This window comes from Pseudoduganella buxea (assembly GCF_009720835.1).
Classification (GTDB): Bacteria; Pseudomonadota; Gammaproteobacteria; order Burkholderiales; family Burkholderiaceae_D; genus Rugamonas; species Rugamonas buxea.
In genome coordinates, this window is record NZ_WNKZ01000029.1 from 39,989 (window position 1) to 59,456 (window position 19,468).

Genomic DNA, 19,468 nt, shown 5'->3' on the forward strand with positions numbered 1-19,468 from the left:
CTCAGTTCTGCTTGACGTTGATTTCGACGGGCGCCCGATTGCCCGAATCCTGGCCGCCCGGCAGCGGCGCGCGCGCGGCGGCCGGCTGGTTCTCGCTGTCGCGCTTGGCATCCTTCTTGAACTTCTTGACCGGGCCGGCGATGCGCGCGATGTATTCCTGTTCCGTGGGCAGCTCGCCGCCTTCGAAGCGCGAGACCTTGCCTTCCTTGTCGAAGTAGACGACGACGGTGCTGGTGGTCAGCTCGCCGTTGCCGCGGGCCAGGCGGAATGGATAATCCCAGCGGTCGGCATGGAAGATATCGTTCAGCAGCGGCGTGCCGAGCACGAAGCGGACCTGGTCGCGCGTCATGCCTTCCTTCAGTTGCGCCAGCATTTCCTTCGACACGAAGTTACCCTGCTGGATATCCGGACGGTAAGGCGAGAAGAACCACATGAACTTGTTCAGCTTCGTCGTCGTCGTGGTCTGCGCGCCATGCTTGGCTTCCACCGTCACGTCCGGTTCGCGCTCAGCGCGGGCACCTTCCTTCGCGCCCAGCACGGTACGGCCGGCGCATCCGCCCAGCACGAGCGCCACGCCCGCCATCGCGGCCCACAGGGGGACGCGGCGTTTCAAACCGTGCAGGGTGGAGTGCAGCGTGGAGTGTGATACAGCCGGGGTGCAGCGCATAGATGACCTCAATTCAATTTGAGCAGAAGTGCCAAAACGCTATATCATAAAGCACTCCAGCCTAAATCGACTACCAAACATGAGTAACAGCCCTACAGACCTGAAGGCCAGCGGCCTGAAGGCGACCCTGCCGCGCCTGAAAATTCTGGATATTTTCCAGAACAGCTCGGTGCGCCACCTGACGGCGGAAGATGTCTACAAGATCCTGCTTTCTGAAAATATGGATGTCGGCTTGGCAACCGTCTATCGCGTTCTGACGCAGTTCGAGCAGGCCGGCCTGTTGAACCGCAACCACTTCGAAAGCGGCAAGGCCATCTTCGAGCTGAACGAAGGCTCCCACCACGATCACCTGGTGTGCCTGGACTGCGGCCGCGTGGAGGAATTCGTCGACGAGGAAATCGAGCAGCGCCAGCACCGCATCGCCCAGGAGCGCGGCTTCAAGATCGCCGAGCACGCACTGGCCATCTACGGCAACTGCACCAAGACGGCCTGCCCGCACCGCCACTAGAATCTTGCTTCAAAAATGGGGACAGACCCCATTTTTCAGGAAACTATTTCTTGAAAAATGGGGTCTGTCCCCTTTTCTTTAGTTGTGGCTCAGCGCGTTCGACAGCAGCCGCGACGTGATGTCGACGATGGGGATGACGCGCTCGTAGGCCATGCGCGTGGGGCCGATGACGCCCAAGGTGCCGACGATGCGCCCGTTTGCTTCATAGGGCGCGGTGACGACGCTCATTTCGTCCATCGGCACCAGGTTCGACTCGCCGCCGATAAAGATCTGCACGCCCGAAGCCTTCGACGACACGTCCAGCAACTGCATCAGCCCCGTCTTCTGCTCGAACATGTCGAACATCTGGCGCAGCGAACTCATGTTCGACGACAGGTCGCTGACGGACAGCAGGTTGCGCTCGCCGGCGATGACCATGTCGTCCACGCTTTCGGCCATGGCGGCGCTGCCAGCTTCGACAGCGGCCTGCATCAGCCTGCCCATATCGTCGCGCAGCTGGCGCACTTCGCCCTGCATGCGGTTGCGCACGTCGTCGAAGTGCAGGCCGCTGTAGTGCTGGTTGATGAAGTTGGCCGACTGCTGCAGTTGCGAGGGCGTGTAGTCGACGTCGGTCAACAGCAGGCGGTTCTGCACGTCGCCACCGGGGGCGACGATGACGAGCAGGATGCGCTTTTCACCCAGGCGCAGGAACTCGATCTGCTGGAACACGGATTCGTGGCGGGGGCTCAGCACGACGCCGGCGAACTGCGACAGCGACGACAGCATCTGGGCCGCATTCGCGATCAGCTTCTGCGGCGCCTGGGCCTGCGTGCGCAGGGTCGAGCCGACGGCGTTCTCGTCCAGGGTCTGGACCGTCAGCAGGGTATCGACAAAGATGCGGTAGCCACGGGGCGTGGGGACACGACCGGCCGACGTGTGGGGGCTGGACACATAGCCCAGCTCTTCGAGGTCGGCCATGATGTTGCGGATCGTCGCCGGAGACAGGTCAAGGCCGGAAATCTTGGACAGCGCGCGCGAGCCGACGGGTTGACCATCGGCAATATAGCGCTCCACCAGGGCTTTGAGCAGGGTTTGGGCACGGGGTTCGAGTTGCATAGTTCAATCTTCAGACGTACACAGTATTATGCACGGCCGGGACCAGCGGACCGGCTTTCCATGACATTCAATCGGCTAACTGTTGTTCCAGCCACGCAATCAACTCATCGAAACTGCTGCAGATCGCATCGGGCGCGATGCCCATGTCGACGTGGGCGTTGCTGCCGGTGCGGTTCATCCACACCGCCCGCAAGCCCGCCTTTTGTGCGCCTTCGACATCGAGGCGCAGGTCGTCGCCCACGTACACGGCTTGCCGGGGCGCCACGCCGAGCGCTTCGCAGGCGGCCAGGAATATCGCCGGGTCCGGCTTGGCGATGCCGAAGCGGCTGGCCGCGAGCGACACCTTGAAATGGTGGGCGAGGCCGATGACTTCAAGGTCGGCATTGCCATTCGAAACAGAGCCAAGGATGACCTTGTCCGACAGTCGCAGCAGCCCGGGCAGCACATCGTCATACAGCTTGACGGTGTTGCGTGCCGAATGGAAATGCGTCATGGCACCGTCCACATGGGCCAGGTCCTCGCCCACATGCTCGAACGCCGCCTGCAGCGCGGCCCGGCGCAGCTTGGCCAGGTCCAGGTGGTGAGCGGGATCGGCAGCCAGCAGCGCCATCCGGCGCGCCCGCATCTCCTCGATGGTGAAGGCCTGTGCCACCTTCGGTGCGTGCTCGGCCAGCCACGCATGCAGGGTCAGCTCCGCCTCGGCAATGACGGGGCCGATGGGCCACAAGGTATCGTCCAGGTCGAACAGGATGGCGTGGGGACGCTCGTTCGGTGATTGAATCTCGTTCATGGCCCCATTGTCGCATGCCTGAGCGCCGCCATCGTACCGCTCACGGCAGCAGGAAGCGCAGGTAAAATTAGCGAAGTGCTAACTCGAATTGCTGACTCATGGAGCCTGCCATGTACTTTCCTGCCCGCATCGCCACCCCCTTGCTGGCCGCCACCCTGGCCGGCTGCGCCACCCTCGCTCCGCCAGCCCCGCCCGTGCTGTCGGCGTATATCGTCGTGGGCGAAGGCGGCGCGGCCACGGTGCGGGTGTTGAGCGATGCAGCGACATGCCCACCGATCGATATCGACGGCCGCGCGCAGCCGATGCAGCTGCGCGCGCCGGCCAGCACGGTGGCCCAGCGCCCCACGGCTTCCAGCCCGGCCGATTCGAAGCCTTCGGCCTTCCCGCTGCTCACCTGCGAGCTGCCATTGCCGCCCGGCACGCGCACGGCCACGGTGCAGGGTCAGGCCTTGCCCGTGCCCCAGGGCGAGCCGCGCCGCATCGTCGTCATCGGCGACACGGGCTGCCGGATGAAAAAAGCCGACAATGCCTTCCAGGCCTGCAACGACGCGGACGCGGCGCCGTTCGCCACCGTGGCCGCGTCCGCGGCCGCCTGGCGCCCGGACCTGGTGGTGCACGTGGGCGATTACCACTACCGTGAAAACCCCTGCCCGGCGGGCAACGCCGGCTGTGCCGGCAGCCCGTGGGGCTATGGCTGGGACACGTGGCGCGAGGATTTGTTCCGTCCGGCCGCGCCGCTGCTGCGGGCCGCGCCCTGGGTGGTGGTGCGCGGCAACCATGAAAGCTGTGCGCGGGGCGGCCAGGGCTGGTGGCGCTTCCTCGATCCCCGGCCCCTGCAGCCGGGCCGCGACTGCAACCGCGCGGCCGACGACGACACGGGCAACTACAGCGATCCGTATGCCGTGCCCCTGGGGCCGGAAACGCAACTGCTGGTGGTCGACACGGCCGCCACCACGTGGAAGGGCCTGGCGCCGGGCAGCACCGGTTTCGAGCGTTACCGCGACGCCTACACCAGGGCAGCCGCGCTGGCGGCGCGGGTGCCGTATAACCTGTGGGCCAACCACCACCCCATCCTGGGCTTCGGCGCCGACCTGGACAAGAACGGCCAGCGCTACCTGCAACTGGGCGACAAGGGCCTGCAGGACAGCTTCGGCTCGGTCGATCCCCTGCTGCTGCCGCGCAACGTGCAGGCCGTGCTGTCCGGCCATGCCCACCTGTGGGAACAGGTCAGCTTTTCCAGCCCCCACCCGAGCCAGTTCATCACGGGCTTTTCCGGCACGGCCGAGGACACGGTGCCCCTGCCGGAAGCGCCGATGGATGTCCAGCCGGCGCCGGGCGCCATCATCGATTCCTTCAGTTCCTGGGTGGGCGGCTTCGGCTTCATGACGATGGAACGCACCGGTCCCGGGGCGTGGCACGTCGAGGTACATGACCGCAATGGTGTCGTGCAGAATCGTTGTGAACTGACGGGCCGCCGGTCCCGCTGCGATTTGACGCAAGTGCGGACGCAAGTGCGGCCACGGGCGCACTGAGGGCGTCACATGTCGTTACAAGGATTTGTCGAGCCGTCACTTATTAAATGCACTAAAATAAGCGCCGACCCATGCCCCGCGCCGCGGTACTGCATCCAGCTATCTGATTTTGGAGAGATTTTTCTATGAAGAGTATGACCCTGCGCGCGAGCGTAAGCGCACTGTGCGCCGTAATGCTGGCGGGCTGCGGCGGCAGCGACGACGGTAACCTGGTCCTGCAGGTAACGGTCACCGGCCTGACCAAGACGGGCTTGATCCTGCAAAATGGCAACGAAACCATCACCATCAACGGCGGCACCGGTGGCGCCACGCAGAAAGCCACCTTCCCAACCTTGATTCCCGAAGACAGCACGCTGGCCGTCAAGATCGCGCAGCAACCCCTTGCGTCCAACTGCAAATTCGCGGACGGCACGAACGGCGTCAAGGCCAATTACTACTCGGCACTGCGGGTCGAGATAAATTGCACGACGAACAGCTACACGCTGGGCGGCACCGTCAGCGGTCTCACCTCGGCCGGCCTGAAGCTCAATAATGGCGCAAACGTGCTGGACGTTCCGGCCGGCGCCACGAGCTTTACCTTCTCGGACAAGCAACAACAAGTGGCTGATGGCGCCATTTACGCCGTGACCGTCGCCAGCAATCCGGCCGGCCTGGTGTGCGACATCGCCAATAATGCGGGCGTGATGCCTTCCGGCCCCGTCACCAATATCGCCGTCACCTGCCGCCAGCCCTGAACCGGCTGAAACCGGACCCGGCGCGCCCGAAGTGGCGCGCTTCTTTTTGGAGAATGCAATGAAAGCAAAGTTTCTGGCCCCGATCGCCCTGGTGCTGGCCGTGGCCGGCTGCGGCGGCAAAGCCTCGTTTACCGTCGGTGGCAGCATTGCCGGCCTGACGAATTCCGGCCTGGTCCTGACCAATAACGGCGAGCGCATTACCGTGCCGGCTGGCGCAACCAGCTACAGTTTCCCGACTTCTATCGAGTACGGCAACGAATACACGATTGCCTTTGAAAAGCAGCCGGATCACCAGACTTGCATCGCAGCTGCCGGCAACAGCACGCTGAAAGGCGCGGCCGGCTACACCGAAACCATCAACGTTCCGCTGACCTGCTCGATCAACACTTTCAAGCTGAGCGGCACTGTCACCGGCCTGACTGCCGCTGGCCTCGTCATCGCCAACGGCAACGGCAGCGAACTCCCAATCGCCAAGGATGCGAAGGATTTCGCCTACCCCGATTCGATCGCGTCGCAAACGACGTATGGCCTGGCCGTGATTACGCAGCCGGCCGGCCTGACCTGCACCGTTACCAACGGCACGGGCACGATGCAGGATGCTCCCGTGACGAATGTCGTGATCGCGTGCAAGCCCAACGCCTGATATTCATGACAGGAATGATGGCCATTCGCAAAATAAAGTAGATCAATATGCGGCGGCGCATCATAATGTTTCCTGTCTCCTCCACTTCTTTCTGAGAATTGGATTTAGCCGGCTCCCTGAGCCGGCTTTTTTTTGCCTGCGATTTCGCCCCGGCCACGAAAAAACCGCCGGGACCTCGCGGCACCCGGCGGTTCTTGTAGAGCTGCGCTCGCCTACGCGGGCGCCTTCAGGCTGTTGGCCAGCGCCACATAGGCTTCCATCGGCACCGTTTCCGGGCGAGTGGACGGGTCGATGCCGGCATCGATGATCTGCTGTTCCGTAAACATGCCGGCCAGGCAGTTGCGAATTACCTTGCGGCGCTGCGAGAATGCCTTCTGCACCACCGCTTCAAGCGTGGCGGCGTCGCAGGGCAGCGGGTCGGCAATGGGGATCATGCGCACGATGGCCGATTCCACCTTCGGCGGCGGATCGAAGGCCTCGGGCGGGACGATGAACATCAGCGACATGCGATAGCGCCACTGCAGCATGACGGACAGGCGGCCATAGGTCTTGCTGCCCGGTTCGGCCACCATGCGCTCCACCACTTCCTTCTGCAGCATGAAATGCTGGTCCTCGATCTGCCGGGCGAAATCGGTCAGGTGGAACAGCAGCGGGCTGGAGATGTTGTACGGCAGGTTGCCGACGACGCGCAGCTTGCGCCCTTCCGGTACGGGGATGGTGCCGAAATCGAACTTCAGCGCATCGCCCGAGTGGATCGTCAGCTTCTCGCGCGGGAAGCGCTTTTCCAGCCGCGTCACCAGGTCGCGGTCCAGCTCCACCACATGCATGTGGTCCAGCGACTTGAGCAGCAGGTCCGTCATCGCAGCCAGGCCAGGCCCGATTTCCACCATCGCATCGCCCGGGGCCGGCGCGATGGCTTCGATGATGTCGGCGAGGACGCGGTTATCGTGTAAAAAATTCTGGCCGAAGCGTTTGCGGGCTATGTGTTTCATCTGTCTTCTTCAAAAATGGAGTGGCCGGGCCGGCCGGTGCGATGCAGTGCGAGCGACGATTCAGGCCTGGCTGGCCCGGACCATGGCGAGGGCGGTCTCGATGGCCTGCACCATGCTGCCGCAGTCGGCCACGCCCAGGCCCTGCGCGGCCAGGTCGAGCGCCGTGCCGTGATCGACCGAGGTGCGGATCAGGGGCAGGCCCAGCGTGATATTGACGCCGCTGCCGAAGGTGGCGAACTTCAGCACGGGCAGGCCCTGGTCGTGGTACATCGCCAGCACGCAGTCGGCGTCCTGCAGGTACTTCGGCTGGAACAGCGTATCGGCGGGGTAAGGCCCACGCGCGTCGATGCCGCGTGCCCGCGCCGCCGCCAGCGCCGGGCCGATGGTGTCGATTTCTTCCCGGCCCAGGTAGCCGTTCTCGCCGGCGTGGGGGTTCAGGCCCGTGACGAGGATGCGCGGCGCGGCGATGCCGAACTTGGCGCGCAGGTCGGCATCGATGATGTCGAGCGTGCGGCCCAGGCTTTCCTGCGTCAGCGCGGTCGAGACGTCCTTGAGCGGCAGGTGCGTCGTCGCCAGCGCCACGCGCAACTGCGCCACGCCCGTGACGGCGGCCGGCGCGCCGGCCAGCATCATCACCACCTGCGGCGTGCCGGTGCGTTCGGCAAAATATTCCGTATGGCCGGAGAACGGCACGCCGGCATCGTTGATGGTGCTTTTCTGCAGGGGCGCCGTGACGACGGCGGCGAACCAGCCGGCCCGGGTGCCTTCGATGGCGGCATCGAGCGTGGCCAGCACGGCGCGGCCGTTTTCCTTGTCCAGGGTGCCCGGCACGACGTGCGCGGCCAGCGGGATGTCGATGGCGCACAGCCGCTCGGCGCCGAAATGGGGCACGCCGCTGTTGCGCACGGCCTGCAGCGACAGGGCGCTGATGCGCATCGCCGGGTCGAGCGCATGGGCCGTCATCGCCAGGAAGGCGGCGTCGCCCAGCAGCACGCAGTTGACCTGTTCACGCAGGGCCCACGCGGCACGGATCGCGATTCCCGGTCCGATGCCGGCCGGCTCGCCGGTCGTGATGCAGATCGTCGGCCGCTGACGTGCTGGTCCCTGCGCCATGGCCTTACTTGGCTTCCTTCAGGTCTTCGGCGCGGTACTCGACGTAGGCACGGTCGCGCACTTCGCGCTGGAAGTCCTCGGCCGCCTCGACCATCTTGCGCTCGCGCAGCGCCATGCGCGCCTCGTTGCGCTTCTTGTCCTTCGACTCGTCCTCGGACTTGCGCTCGATGACCTGGATCAGGTGGTAACCGAAGCTGGTCTCGACGGGACCGCTGACTTCACCGGGCTTCAGTTCGTTCATGGCCTGCTCGAATTCGGGCAGCGCGTCACCCGGCACCAGCCAGCCCAGGTCGCCACCCTTCTTGCCCGACTCGTCGTTCGAGTACAGCCGCGCCAGTTCCTCGAAGGTGGCGGCCTTGTTGTCCAGGCGCTCCTTCAGTTCCAGCAGGCGGCGCTTGGCATCGGCCGCGCTCAGCGACGGCGTGACCTTCAGCAGGATGTGGCGGGCATGGGTCTGCTGCACGGCCGCCTCGGCCTGGGCCTGGGCCACACTGCGCTTGTCGGCCAGCTTCAGGATATGGAAGCCGCCCACGCTCTTGATGATCTGTGTGACCTGGCCCGGCTGCAGCTTGACCAGTGCCTCGGCGAATACGGGCGGAATACGGTCGGTCTGGCGCCAGCCCACCACGCCGCCCTGCAGCGCATCGGCCGCGTCGGAATAGGTGGCGGCCATCTTGGCGAAGTCGGCGCCCGTGCGCAGCTGGCGCATCACTTCCTCGGCGCGCTTCTGGCGCTGGGCGATCACGTCGGGCGAGGCATTTTCGGGAATGCGCACGAGGATCTGCGAGATGTTGACTTCGAACTGTTCGGCAGCCGCCGCTTCCTGGGCTGCCAGGAAGCTGTCCACTTCCGCTTCGGAGACCTGGATCTTCTGGTCCACTTCATGTTCGCGCAGGCGCGTCATGATGATTTCGTTGCGGATGTCCTCGCGGAAGGCGGCGTAGGAGCCGCCCTGCTTCTCGATCTGGTCGCGCAGCTGCTGGACCGTCATCTTCTGCTCGGCGGCCACGCGCACCATGGCGCGGTCGAGCATCGTGTCGTCGACGCGCACGCCCATCTCGCGCGCCATCTGCAACTGGGCGCGCTGGACGATCATGTGCTCCAGGATCTGGCGCTGCAGGTCCGGCAGCGACGGCATCTGCGCGTTCTGCGCCTTCATGCGCTGCGTGATCGTGTTGATTTCCTGCGCCAGCTCGCGTCGCGTGATGACTTCGTCGTTGACGACCACGGCGATCGAGTCGATCTCGGTGTTCTTCGATTGTCCCGGCGGGGTGAAGCCCCCGGGAGCGGCGGCAGCGGATGCAGGCGCGGCCGGCTTGGCGTCCTGGGCCGACGCGGCGCCACCGGCAGCCATGGCGCACATCAGGATTGCTGCGAGTGTGATCGGGTGCTTACTGGACTTACGCATATCGGAAACGCTCATTGAGTCGGTGGAGAATCAGGAAGAATAATCGTGAAGAATAACAGGTATGCGGCCGCGGGCGCCAATTGCAGGACTCGGCGGCATCAGCGGCGGGTGACCTCGTTCATGCGCTGGTAGCCGGGGATGCTGTTCTTCATCACTTCCAGCGGATTGCCGATGCCCAGCTTGGACAGGCCCGTCAGCTCGAGCTGGAAGAAGAACTGCGTCGACGTCTTGTTCGCCGTCGTCACGAAGCGCTGCGCGCCGGCACGGAATACCCAGCAATCGCAGTTGTACTCGACGCCGATCAGGCTTTCCAGGATGCGGTGATCCTGCAGCGAGTAGCTCATGCGGCCGACGCCGAACCACTTCTGCGTGATCGGCCACTGGGTCGAGAAATCGACGTTCTTGAAGTTATCGCGCAGGAAGCGGTAGCCGGCGTTGAAGACCTTCTTCTGCCCCGGCTGGAACTGCACGTTCAGGTTCGAGCTGACCACGCTCTTGTCGTCCGGGTTGTACTGCACGGCGCTGTCCACACCCCAGGTATCGGAGATGCGGCCGGTGGCCGCCAGCAGCAGGTCCGAACGGCTGCCGGCCGAGTTGGCGGTGGAACCGTCCAGGGTCACACGCGGCTCGTGGAAGTAGAAGCGCTGGCCGAACGCCAGGCGCAGGCGCTCGGCGCCCGACTCTTCCAGGAAGCGCGACACGATGGCCGCCGTCATCTGGTTGGCATCGCTGATGCGGTCCGAGCCGACGAAGCGGTTCTCGCTGAAGATCTGCGAGAAGTTGAAGGTGGCGTCGGCCGTGTCGAAGTTGGGGATATTGCTCTGGTCCCGGTACGGCGTGTAGACGTAGAACAGGCGCGGTTCCAGCGTCTGCGTCACGGCGCGGCCGAACAGCCTGGTCTTGCGCTCGAATTCCAGGCCCGAATCGACCGAGAACGTGGGGATGGTGCGCGTCACCGAGCGGTTTTCCTCGCCCTTGTAGGCGTCCAGCTGGTAGGCGCTGGCGTTCATCATCAGCTTGGGCGTGATGAACCAGCTGGGGCTGATGATGGGGTAGCTCACCTGCGGCACCACCACCATCCGGCTGCCGTTGATCAGGGTCGGGTGGTGGAAGCGCGTGATCTCGCTGTCGACCGCCCAGTCGAAACCGGCGATGTCGTAGCGGGCGGCGTGGAAGTTAATCGCCGGCAGGCGGTCGTACGGGTGCGGCGTCTCGGTGGTCAGGTCCGGGTCCTGCAGCACCTGGTACTTCTGCACGCGCGCCGTCAGGCTCCAGTACTCGCCGCGGTAGTCGGTACGCAGTTCGCGCAGAAGCTGGCGCTCGGCGCTGCCTGCCACATTCTTCGAGAAGTCGTTGGGGTAGTTGTCGTCCGACGCGGCGCGCACGTTCCAGCCGAAGGACCAGTCCTTGGCCAGCGCCTGCGAGTGGCTGGACTGGATTTGCCAGCGGTCGAAACCGGCCTCCTTGTCATGCGGCAGGTACTCGATGAAGGTGCGGCCTTCGTAGCTGCCCGCGTCGGTCTCGCCGATATAGCGGCCTACGGCGCCCATCTGCAAGCCACGCCGCGTGATATAGCGCGGGTACAGGGTCAGGTCGCGGTTCGGCGCGATATTGAAGTAGTACGGCAAGGTCAGTTCGGCCGAACCGCGCGAGCTGAAGCCCGGCATGGCCGGCAGCCAGCCGGAGCGGCGCTCGCCGGACAGCGAGAACGACAGCGCCGGCGTGCCGATCAGCGGCACGTCCTTGAAATAGACCACGGTGCCGCGCGCGACGCCCGTCTCGCGGCCCATGTCCAGGTTCAGGGTGCTCGATTTCAGGTACCAGTCCGGGTTCGGGCCTTCGCAGGTGCTGTAGGTGCCGTCGACAACCACCGCCTGGTCCGGATTCAGGAAGTCGATGCGGCGCGCCGCGCCCTGGGCGTTATTCAGTTCGAGCTTGTAGGTCGGCTGCAGCATGTAGCCGACACCCGTATCCGTATTGATCTTGAATTCGTCGGCCGTGTAGTAGTCGCCGAAACGCCAGATGCGGATATTGTCCTTCGCTTCGAGCTCGGATTCGACCTGGCGGTAGCAGGCCGAATCGGCCGTCACGCGCATCTTGTCGCGCACGATCTCGACGTCGCGCTGCAGCACCAGTTCGCGTTCGGGCCGCCCGGTGATTTCCTCGGCGCGCAAGGTAACGGGCGCATCGGGATCGTCCACGCGCGGGGTGCCCTTGCCCTGGTCCGGCGCGGACTGGGCGTGTGCGGGTACCGCCGAAGCGGCGACCAGGGCTGTCAGTGCAAACGCCCAGCGTTGCTTGGATGGGGGGGCCAAAAACCAGCTCATGAAAGGAACGATACGCGAAGCACCATGACAGGCGATTTTTTGATTTGAATCCCTTATTATATGGGAATCTTCACCATCGACCGGATTCGTCAGGCTGTATTCATGTCTTTATTGTATAAATTATCACGCAACCGCGCCCCCAAGCTGGCCCCCGCCGGCGAGCAGAACACCGCCGGCGCCGACGCCCGCCTGGTCCAGTTGAAAGCCTGGCTGGAAGGCCTGAACCTGGTGCAGGTGGCATCGAGCCGCCCCGCGTCGGTCGACGCCAGCTTCCGCCGCTACTTCCGCGTCGACGTGCTGCCCGAAGCCCAGGGCCAGCATGGCGCCACCCTGGTGGCGATGGACGCCCCGCCCGAGCGCGAGAACACCGCTGCCTTCGTCAAGGTGGACGAACTGCTGGCGAACGCCGGCGTGACGGTGCCCGTCATCGTGGCGCAGGACCTGGAACAGGGCTTCCTGCTGCTGTCGGACCTGGGCACCACCACCTACCTGCAGGCCCTGAATCCCGATAACGCTTCGGCCCTGTATGCGCAGGCCCTGTCGGCGCTGGTGAAAATCCAGCAGTACAGCGAGCCGGGCGTGCTGCCCGAATTCGACCGCGCCTTCATGCTGCGCGAACTGAATATCTTCCCCGAGTGGTACATCGGCAAGCACCTGAACACGACGCTGACGCCGGCGCAGGACGCCGAACTGCAGAAGGTGTTCGAGGCCATTGTCGGCAACTGCCTGGCGCAGCCGCAGGTGTTCATGCACCGCGACTACCACTCGCGCAACCTGATGTGGATGGACGAGAACAACCCCGGCATTCTCGACTTCCAGGATGCCGTCTACGGCCCGATCACCTACGACGCCGCCTCGCTGCTGCGCGACGCCTACGTGTCGTGGGACGAGGAGCTGGTGCTGGACTGGGTGATCCGCTACTGGCAGCATGCGCGCGCGGCCGGCCTGCCCGTGCACAAGGACTTCGACACCTTCTACCGCGACTTCGAATTCATGGCCCTGCAGCGCCACCTGAAGATCCTCGGCCTGTTCTGCCGCCTGAACTACCGCGACGGCAAGCCGCTGTACCTGGGCGACCTGCCCACCGTGATGGAATATGTGCGCACCACGGCGAACCGCTACCGCGAACTGAAGCCCCTGATCAAGCTGCTCGATGTGCTGGAACAGCGCCAGCCTGACGTCCGCTACACCTTCTAGAAGAGACGCCGCCATGAAAGCCATGATCTTCGCCGCCGGCCGCGGCGAGCGTATGCGTCCCCTGACCGATACCTGCCCGAAGCCCCTGCTGAAGGTGCGCGGCCGCCCCCTGATCGAATGGCATGTGCTGAACCTGGTGCGTGCCGGCATGAAGGAAATCGTCATCAACCACGCCCACCTGGGGCATATGATCGAAGCCCACCTGGGCGACGGCAGCCGCTTCGGCGCCACCATCCATTATTCGGCCGAGGCAGAGGCGCTGGAGACGGCCGGCGGCATCGCCAATGCGCGTCACTTGCTGGGCGAGGAGCCGTTCTTCGCCGTCTCGGGCGACATCTACTGCCCCCATTTCGACTTCAGCCAGGTCACCGACGTCCTGCATGACAAGGACATGTGGGGCAATCCCTACCCGGATGACAAGCGCGACATCGCCTGGATCTGGCTGGTGAAGAATCCCGATTTTCATCCGAAGGGCGATTTCGCCCTGAACCTGTACACGGTGTCGAACACGGGCCAGCCGACCTACACCTTCGCCAACCTGGGCGTCTACCGCATGTCGATGTTCGACGGGATCGCACCGGGCCAGCACGCCGGCCTGGGCAAGCTGCTGCGCGAGTATGCCGACCAGGGCCGCATCGGCGGCGAACTGTATGAAGGCGACTGGGACAACGTCGGCACGCCCCAGCAGCTCGAACAGCTCAACGCGGGGCTGCGCGCATGAACGGGAGCGTCGCCTCAAGCGCTCCGTACGCCGACCGCCGCGCGCGCCTGCTGGCGCACATGGAGCCGGGCAGCGTGGCCGTGCTGGCCACCAGCCTGGAGGTGGCACGCAATGCCGACAGCGACTACCCCTACCGCCACGACAGCAGTTTCTATTACCTGACCGGCTTTGCGGAACCGGAGGCCGTGCTGGTGCTGGCCGGCGCGCGCGGCGAGCAGCCGGCCCGCGCCATCCTGTTCTGCCGCGAGAAGAATCCCGAGCGCGAAATCTGGGACGGCCTGCGGCACGGCCCCGACGCGGCCCGCACGGCGTTCGGCTTCGACGCCGCCTACCCGGTCGATGCGCTCGACGAACAGATGGCCACGTTGCTGGCCGACGTGCCTGCCTTGTACTGCAAGCTGGGCCGCGACGAAGGCCTCGACACGCGCCTGCGCCACTGGCTGAACAGCGTGCGCCGCCAGGGCCGCGCCGGCATCAAGGCGCCGCCCGTGCTGCGCGATATCGTGCCGCTGATCGACGAAATGCGCGTCGTCAAGGATGCGGGCGAGCAGGCCACCATGCTGCGGGCCGGCGAAATCTCCGGTGCCGCGCACGTGCGCGCGATGCGGGCCGGGCGGCCCGGCATCTTCGAATACGCGCTGGAAGCGGAGCTGCTGTACGAGTTCCGCCGCAACGGCGCCCAGTTCCCCGCCTACACGCCCATTGTCGCCTCGGGCGCCAACAGCTGCATCCTCCATTACAACAGCAACGACCGCCAGATCCGCGACGGCGAACTGGTACTGATCGACGCCGGCTGCGAGCTCGATGGCTATGCCTCGGACATCACGCGCACCTGGCCCGTCAACGGCCGCTTCAGCACGGCGCAACGCACCCTGTATGAACTGGTGCTGGCGGCACAGCAGGCCGCGCTCGATGCCGTGCGCCCCGGCCAGACCTTCCACTCGGTGCACGACGCCGCCGTCAGGGTGCTGGCGCAAGGCATGCTCGATACGGGCCTGCTCGGCCGCGACCGGCACGGCAGCGTGGACGACGTCATCGCCAACAAGGCATTTACGCCGTTTTACATGCACGGCACCAGCCACTGGCTGGGCATGGACGTGCACGACACGGGCGCCTACCGCCTCACGGACGAACCGGACAAGCCCTCGCGCCCCCTGCAGGAAGGCATGGTGCTGACGATCGAACCGGGCATCTACGTGCGCCCGGCCGAAGGCGTGCCGGAAGCGTATTGGAACATCGGCATCCGCATCGAGGACGATGTCGTCGTCGCGCCAGGCGGTCACACCATGCTGACCGGCGCGGCGCCGAAGACGGTGGCCGAGATCGAAACCTTGATGCGGGAGGGATGATGCATACCCAAACCGAAATCGCCATCTGCGGCGCCGGCCCGGCCGGCATGGCCCTGGCCGCGCTGCTGGTCAAGCGCGGCATGGCGGGCGAACGCATCGTGCTGGTCGACGCCAAGTCGCTGGAGGCGGCCAGCGCCGATCCCCGCTCGCTGGCCCTGTCCTGGGGCAGCCGGCAACTGCTGGAGCAGGTCGGCGCCTGGCCCTTGCCGGCCACGGAAATCCACCAGATCCACGTGTCGCGCAAGGGCCAGTTCGGCCGCAGCATGATCACGCGCGACGAACAGGACGTTCCCGCGTTGGGCTACGTGACCCGCTATGGCGACGTGGTGAAGGTGCTGGCAGGCGTGTGCGAGCGCCTCGGCGTGCGCTCGCTGCGCCCGGCGCGCGTGACCCGCATCGACGAGGCGCCGGAACAGGTTCACCTGGTACTGGCCGACGGCGGCAGCGTCGACGCCGCCATCGTGGTGCAGGCCGAGGGCGGCCTGTTCGGCGAACAGGCCGACAAGGCCGTGAAACGCGACTACGGCCAGACCGCCATCATCGCCCAGGTGAGCACCAGCGCGCCGGTTGCGCACCGGGCCTACGAACGCTTCACCGGCGAAGGGCCGCTGGCCCTGCTGCCGCAGGACGACGGCTACGCGCTGGTCTGGTGCGTGCGCCCGGAAACGGCCGAAAGCCTGCTGGCCCTGGGCGATGCCGCCTTCCTGAAAAAGCTGGGCGAAACCTTCGGCGAACGGCTCGGCACCTTTACCGGCGCGACGCGCCGCCTGGCCTTCCCGCTGGGACTGAACGCCGGCATGCCGGGCAGCGCCCGCATCGCCGCCATCGGCAATGCCGCCCAGACCCTGCACCCGGTGGCGGGCCAGGGCCTGAACCTGGGCCTGCGCGACGCCGCCGTGCTGGCGCGCCTTCTGGCCCAGGACGCGACGCCGGACATGCTGTCGCAATATGCCGCCCTGCGCCGCCAGGACCGCGACGTGACGGTGAAACTCACCGACACGATGGCCCGCATCTTCGCCAACGATTCGCCCATCCAGGCGCTGCTGGGCGTGTCGCTGGCGGCCATCGACGTCATCGCGCCGGCGCGCAGCCTGCTGGCCGAACTGATGATGTACGGCCGGCGCTAGCCGGGGGCACATGGCACACCAGGCCATCCTCGAATTTTCCACTGCCGGGCGCGGCACGCGCGACATCACGGACGCCGTCGCCAAGGTCGTCGCCGCGTCAAGCGTGCAGTGCGGCCTGGCCCACGTGTTCGTGCAGCACACCAGTTGCTCGCTGACGATCACGGAAAATGCCGATCCGGACGTGCGGCGCGACCTGGAAACCATCGTCGCGCGCCTGGCCCCGGATGGCGATCCGGCCTACCGGCACGACACCGAAGGCCCGGACGACATGGCCGCCCACGGCCGCACCATGCTGACCGACGTCGGCCTGACGGTACCCGTCGGCGGCGGCCGGCTGCTGCTGGGCACCTGGCAGGGCATCTACCTGTGGGAGCACCGCACCGCGCCGCACCGGCGCAGCGTGGTGGTGACCGTGCTTGGGTGAGCTTACGCGGCCTTGCGGCGGCGCGCGTACAGGCCCACGCCGGCGAGACCGGCCAGCAGCATGCCGTAGGTGGCCGGTTCCGGCACCGGCGATATCGTCAACTGCGTTGCGCCACCGCCCATCGACATGTAGCTCAAGTGCGTGCCGTTCTCCTCTACGCCGATGCTCTCGCCGCCAGCAGCGATGAGGTTGGCATACCGGACCTGCTCGAGCAAGCTTTCACCTGGCCGGTCACCTGGAAGCCAATCGAACGACCTGACCAATTGGTAACTCCAACGCGGATCATCGGGGTCGGCGAAGGCGATAACGAGCTGCATCCGGCCGCCATTCCCGTTCTCGTCAATGGGCGTATACGTGGTCGTCGCAGTCCCCAAATTGACAAGGCGGATCGTTTCAGGAAAGAAGCCGTGCGCTAAATTCAGCGTCACCTCGCCGGTAACGGTCTGTTTTGTCGGCCCCTGACCAGTGACCGAATCGGTATCGTATGCAAACGAGGTCGTGAGTTGATAGTCCTCGCCCCAACCGACATCTGCCAGCACGTTCGCGGTGTTCTGCAGGCCAGTGAAATTTACAAGCCCGCTGCTGCTGCTGGTCAGCACCACCGGTGTAGCGGCGCAATTGGAAGCCAGCAGCAGTGCCGCCGAAATCAGCCAGGGTTTCATGCTTGTCTCTCCAGGATCGAATGCGTGGCATGCTAGCACCGCGGCGCCGGCGTGCCTATCGGCGCTGTGGGGCGTGCACGACAACTTCACACTTGCAAGCGACGCGCCTGGATCGAAACCGGCGTCATGTCAATTCAGATCGCAGCGCCGGGGTCGCCGGTGCCGTGCGCCCCCGTCTCGATACGCCCGGCGAAACGCCAGGAAAAATCACCTTCGCCGACAACGATGTCGTACCACGGCCCCGCCACCGGTACCGTCATGCGCGCGCCGGCGACGATGCGATGCGTGACGATGGCCTTGTCCGCCTTGTCCGCGTAGGCCAGCCGTTCGATGGTGATATCGCGCGCCTCGGCCGAGCGGTTGTGCAGGGTCAGCGTCAGCTCCCTGCCCTGCTGCGCAGCGCGCACGTCGAAGGCCGGCGTGGCGCTGCTGCCGCGCACCTGACGGTGAAAGCCGTTCGGTCCCAGTATCCACAAATCGAAGGCGCCATCGGCACTGGCCGGCAAGCCGTCCGTCAAGGTCTTGCCCGCTTCCACCGTATAGCGGCGCGGAATGGCGTCGGGCTGGCGGCGGTCGTACACGTGGAACACGGCGCCGGCCGTGCCGTTGTTGACGAAGTCCAGCGTGACGGCGCCGGCGTCCGCCTGCGCCGTCACTTCCAGGCGATACGGCAGCGCGCGCGAAGGCCGCGTGCCCGCTTCCTGGCGCGGCGCCGACTGCAGCTCCGGCGGCGGCACGCCGATGGGCGCGGCGGCCCGGTGGCGCGCCCTTTCCTCGTCGGCCTGGCCGATGGCGACGCTGGGCACGCGCGGCTTGCCGGCGTCCGGGATGGCGAAATCGAAGCAGGAGGTCAGGTCGCCGCAGACGGCGCGGCGCCATGGGCTGATATTCGGTTCGGCCACGCCGAAACGCTGCTCCAGAAAGCGCAGCACGGAGGTGTGGTCGAACACCTGCGAATTGACCCAGCCGCCCTTGCTCCAGGGTGACATCACAATCATCGGCACGCGCGGGCCCAGGCCGTACAGCTGGCCGTCGCTGTGGCACTCGGCCTGGTAGTCCACCGTCGATTTACCGGCGCGGCTGCCATCGGCCGCCAATGCCGGCGGTGCCGGCGGGGGCATGTGGTCGAAGAAGGCATCGTTTTCGTCGTACATCTGCAGGAACACGGTGCCGGCCCACACGGACGGATCGGCCAGCAGCGCTTCGAGCACCTGCAAGGTGTAGGCGCCGCCCTGGACCGGCGTGGAAGGGCCCGGGTGCTCGCTGTACAGGCGGGGCGCGATGACCCAGCTGACCTGCGGCAGGCGGCCGTTGACGACATCGTCGCGCAGCCCGTCCAGGGTGGCGTTCGTCAGTGTCGTCGACAGGCCCTTGTCGGCCAGCGCATTGGGCCGGGCCGCATGGGCTTCGCGGAAGCGCCGGAACGTTTCCAGCAGGTTGCAGCCGTAGTTGTCGGCCACGTCCTGGTAGACCTTCCAGCTCACGCCGGCCGCTTCCAGGCGTTCGGCATACGTGATCCAGTTGAAGCCCTGTTCGATGGGGCCGAAGCCTTCCATGCGGTTGTCGATGGCGGGGCCGCCGCCGCGACCGGTGGGGTCGTTGGTCCCCGTCAGCAGGAACAGCCGGTTCGGATTGGTGCCGCCCTGCAGCGAGCAGTGGTAGGCATCGCACAGGGTGAATGCTTCGGCCAGCGCGAACTGGATCGGCAGCTCGGCGCGCGTGTAGTACGCCATCGATGCATCCGTCTTGGAACGGGGCCACGCACTCATGCGGCCGCTGTCCCAGGCCGCCTGCGCGTCCGGCCACGTGTGCGGCAGCGACATCGCCGGCTGGGCATTGCCGAGCGCCTGGTCGAGGCGGTAGGGCATGACGGTGCGCTGGCCGTTCTGCTGCTGCCAGACCGTGCGGCCGGCCGGCTGCGGAATCGTCAGCCGGTCGCCGAAGCCGCGCACGCCGGCCAGGGTACCGAAGTAATGGTCGAAGGAGCGGTTCTCCTGCATCAGGATGACGACATGGCGCACGTCGGCGATGGTGCCGGTGCCGCTGCGCGCGGGCACGGCCAGCGCCTCGCGCAACAGCGGCGGCATGGCGCCCAGCATCGTGGCGGCCACGCTGCCGCCGAGGAATTTGCGACGCGACGGGCCGCTCATGCCGCCGCTCCCGTGAACGCCGGCAGGCG

The 19,468-nt window shown here is 65.9% G+C and carries 18 protein-coding genes; 9 read left to right on the top strand and 9 right to left on the bottom strand.

The genetic code is table 11. The features are described 5' to 3' along the window. Window position 1 precedes the first annotated feature (1 nt). A complete protein-coding gene (locus tag GM672_RS12105; RefSeq protein ID WP_229417698.1) occupies window positions 2–583 on the bottom strand; it encodes an outer membrane protein assembly factor BamE in 582 nt (193 codons plus the stop codon). 163 nt (window positions 584–746) lie between these two features. Between GM672_RS12105 and fur the strand changes: the two genes are divergently transcribed. Then, the gene (gene fur, locus GM672_RS12110) at window positions 747–1,175 is read left to right on the top strand and encodes a ferric iron uptake transcriptional regulator (RefSeq protein WP_155470783.1); all 429 of its coding nucleotides are present in this window, start codon (window positions 747–749) and stop codon (window positions 1,173–1,175) included. A 78-nt stretch (window positions 1,176–1,253) separates the two neighbouring features. Here the strand turns inward: fur and hrcA are convergent, their stop codons facing one another. Both hrcA and GM672_RS12120 read right to left on the bottom strand, forming a co-directional pair. Continuing rightward, entirely contained in the window at window positions 1,254–2,270 is a 1,017-nt protein-coding gene (gene hrcA / locus GM672_RS12115) for a heat-inducible transcriptional repressor HrcA (protein ID WP_155470784.1), read from the bottom strand. A 67-nt stretch (window positions 2,271–2,337) separates the two neighbouring features. After that, window positions 2,338–3,060: an HAD family hydrolase gene (locus tag GM672_RS12120; RefSeq protein ID WP_155470785.1), complete on the bottom strand. Its 723-nt coding sequence runs from the start codon at window positions 3,058–3,060 to the stop codon at window positions 2,338–2,340. A gap of 110 nt (window positions 3,061–3,170) precedes the next feature. On the opposite strand from GM672_RS12120, the gene GM672_RS12125 reads away from it, so the two are divergent. The 3 genes from GM672_RS12125 (at window position 3,171) to GM672_RS12135 (ending at window position 5,969) form a co-directional block, all read left to right on the top strand. Continuing rightward, window positions 3,171–4,592, top strand: coding sequence for a metallophosphoesterase family protein (locus tag GM672_RS12125; protein ID WP_155470786.1), 1,422 nt, complete (start codon window positions 3,171–3,173; stop codon window positions 4,590–4,592). 125 nt (window positions 4,593–4,717) lie between these two features. Further along, window positions 4,718–5,326, top strand: a complete 609-nt coding sequence (locus tag GM672_RS12130; protein WP_155470787.1) for a hypothetical protein — start codon at window positions 4,718–4,720, stop codon at window positions 5,324–5,326. Window positions 5,327–5,384: 58 nt separating this feature from the next. Continuing rightward, window positions 5,385–5,969, top strand: a complete 585-nt coding sequence (locus GM672_RS12135; RefSeq protein WP_155470788.1) for a hypothetical protein — start codon at window positions 5,385–5,387, stop codon at window positions 5,967–5,969. Window positions 5,970–6,181: 212 nt separating this feature from the next. On the opposite strand, the gene rsmA is transcribed toward GM672_RS12135, so the two are convergent. The 4 genes from rsmA to GM672_RS12155 all read right to left on the bottom strand — a co-directional run bounded on the left by rsmA (window position 6,182) and on the right by GM672_RS12155 (window position 11,809). After that, complete coding sequence (gene rsmA / locus GM672_RS12140) at window positions 6,182–6,961, bottom strand: 16S rRNA (adenine(1518)-N(6)/adenine(1519)-N(6))-dimethyltransferase RsmA (protein ID WP_155470789.1); 780 nt, start codon at window positions 6,959–6,961, stop codon at window positions 6,182–6,184. 60 nt (window positions 6,962–7,021) lie between these two features. Further along, on the bottom strand, window positions 7,022–8,074 hold the full coding sequence (pdxA, locus tag GM672_RS12145; protein ID WP_155470790.1) for a 4-hydroxythreonine-4-phosphate dehydrogenase PdxA: 1,053 nt from the start codon (window positions 8,072–8,074) through the stop codon (window positions 7,022–7,024). 4 nt (window positions 8,075–8,078) lie between these two features. Continuing rightward, on the bottom strand, window positions 8,079–9,482 hold the full coding sequence (locus GM672_RS12150; RefSeq protein WP_155470791.1) for a peptidylprolyl isomerase: 1,404 nt from the start codon (window positions 9,480–9,482) through the stop codon (window positions 8,079–8,081). A gap of 98 nt (window positions 9,483–9,580) precedes the next feature. Then, a complete protein-coding gene (locus tag GM672_RS12155) occupies window positions 9,581–11,809 on the bottom strand; it encodes an LPS-assembly protein LptD (protein WP_155470792.1) in 2,229 nt (742 codons plus the stop codon). A 102-nt stretch (window positions 11,810–11,911) separates the two neighbouring features. Between GM672_RS12155 and GM672_RS12160 the strand changes: the two genes are divergently transcribed. Genes GM672_RS12160 through GM672_RS12180 form a run of 5 tightly spaced genes read left to right on the top strand, consistent with a single transcriptional unit; the run spans window position 11,912 to window position 16,627 of the window. After that, window positions 11,912–13,006: an aminoglycoside phosphotransferase family protein gene (locus GM672_RS12160; protein ID WP_155470793.1), complete on the top strand. Its 1,095-nt coding sequence runs from the start codon at window positions 11,912–11,914 to the stop codon at window positions 13,004–13,006. A gap of 13 nt (window positions 13,007–13,019) precedes the next feature. Next, entirely contained in the window at window positions 13,020–13,727 is a 708-nt protein-coding gene (gene murU / locus GM672_RS12165) for an N-acetylmuramate alpha-1-phosphate uridylyltransferase MurU (RefSeq protein ID WP_155470794.1), read from the top strand. Next, window positions 13,724–15,076 carry a Xaa-Pro aminopeptidase gene (gene pepP / locus GM672_RS12170; RefSeq protein WP_155470795.1) on the top strand — a complete coding sequence of 451 codons (1,353 nt, stop codon included), beginning with the start codon at window positions 13,724–13,726 and terminating at the stop codon, window positions 15,074–15,076. The genes murU and pepP overlap by 4 nt, the downstream gene beginning before the upstream one ends. Next, window positions 15,076–16,203 carry an FAD-dependent monooxygenase gene (locus tag GM672_RS12175; RefSeq protein ID WP_155470796.1) on the top strand — a complete coding sequence of 376 codons (1,128 nt, stop codon included), beginning with the start codon at window positions 15,076–15,078 and terminating at the stop codon, window positions 16,201–16,203. Before pepP ends, GM672_RS12175 begins: the two co-directional genes overlap by 1 nt. Window positions 16,204–16,213: 10 nt before the next feature. Continuing rightward, entirely contained in the window at window positions 16,214–16,627 is a 414-nt protein-coding gene (locus GM672_RS12180) for a secondary thiamine-phosphate synthase enzyme YjbQ (protein WP_155470797.1), read from the top strand. A gap of 2 nt (window positions 16,628–16,629) precedes the next feature. Here GM672_RS12180 and GM672_RS29190 read toward each other — a convergent pair whose 3' ends face one another. Both GM672_RS29190 and GM672_RS12190 read right to left on the bottom strand, forming a co-directional pair. Continuing rightward, window positions 16,630–17,289, bottom strand: a complete 660-nt coding sequence (locus GM672_RS29190; RefSeq protein ID WP_229417694.1) for a PEP-CTERM sorting domain-containing protein — start codon at window positions 17,287–17,289, stop codon at window positions 16,630–16,632. A 134-nt stretch (window positions 17,290–17,423) separates the two neighbouring features. Further along, a complete protein-coding gene (locus GM672_RS12190; protein WP_155470798.1) occupies window positions 17,424–19,439 on the bottom strand; it encodes a phosphocholine-specific phospholipase C in 2,016 nt (671 codons plus the stop codon). Between the last annotated feature and the right edge of the window lie 29 nt (window positions 19,440–19,468).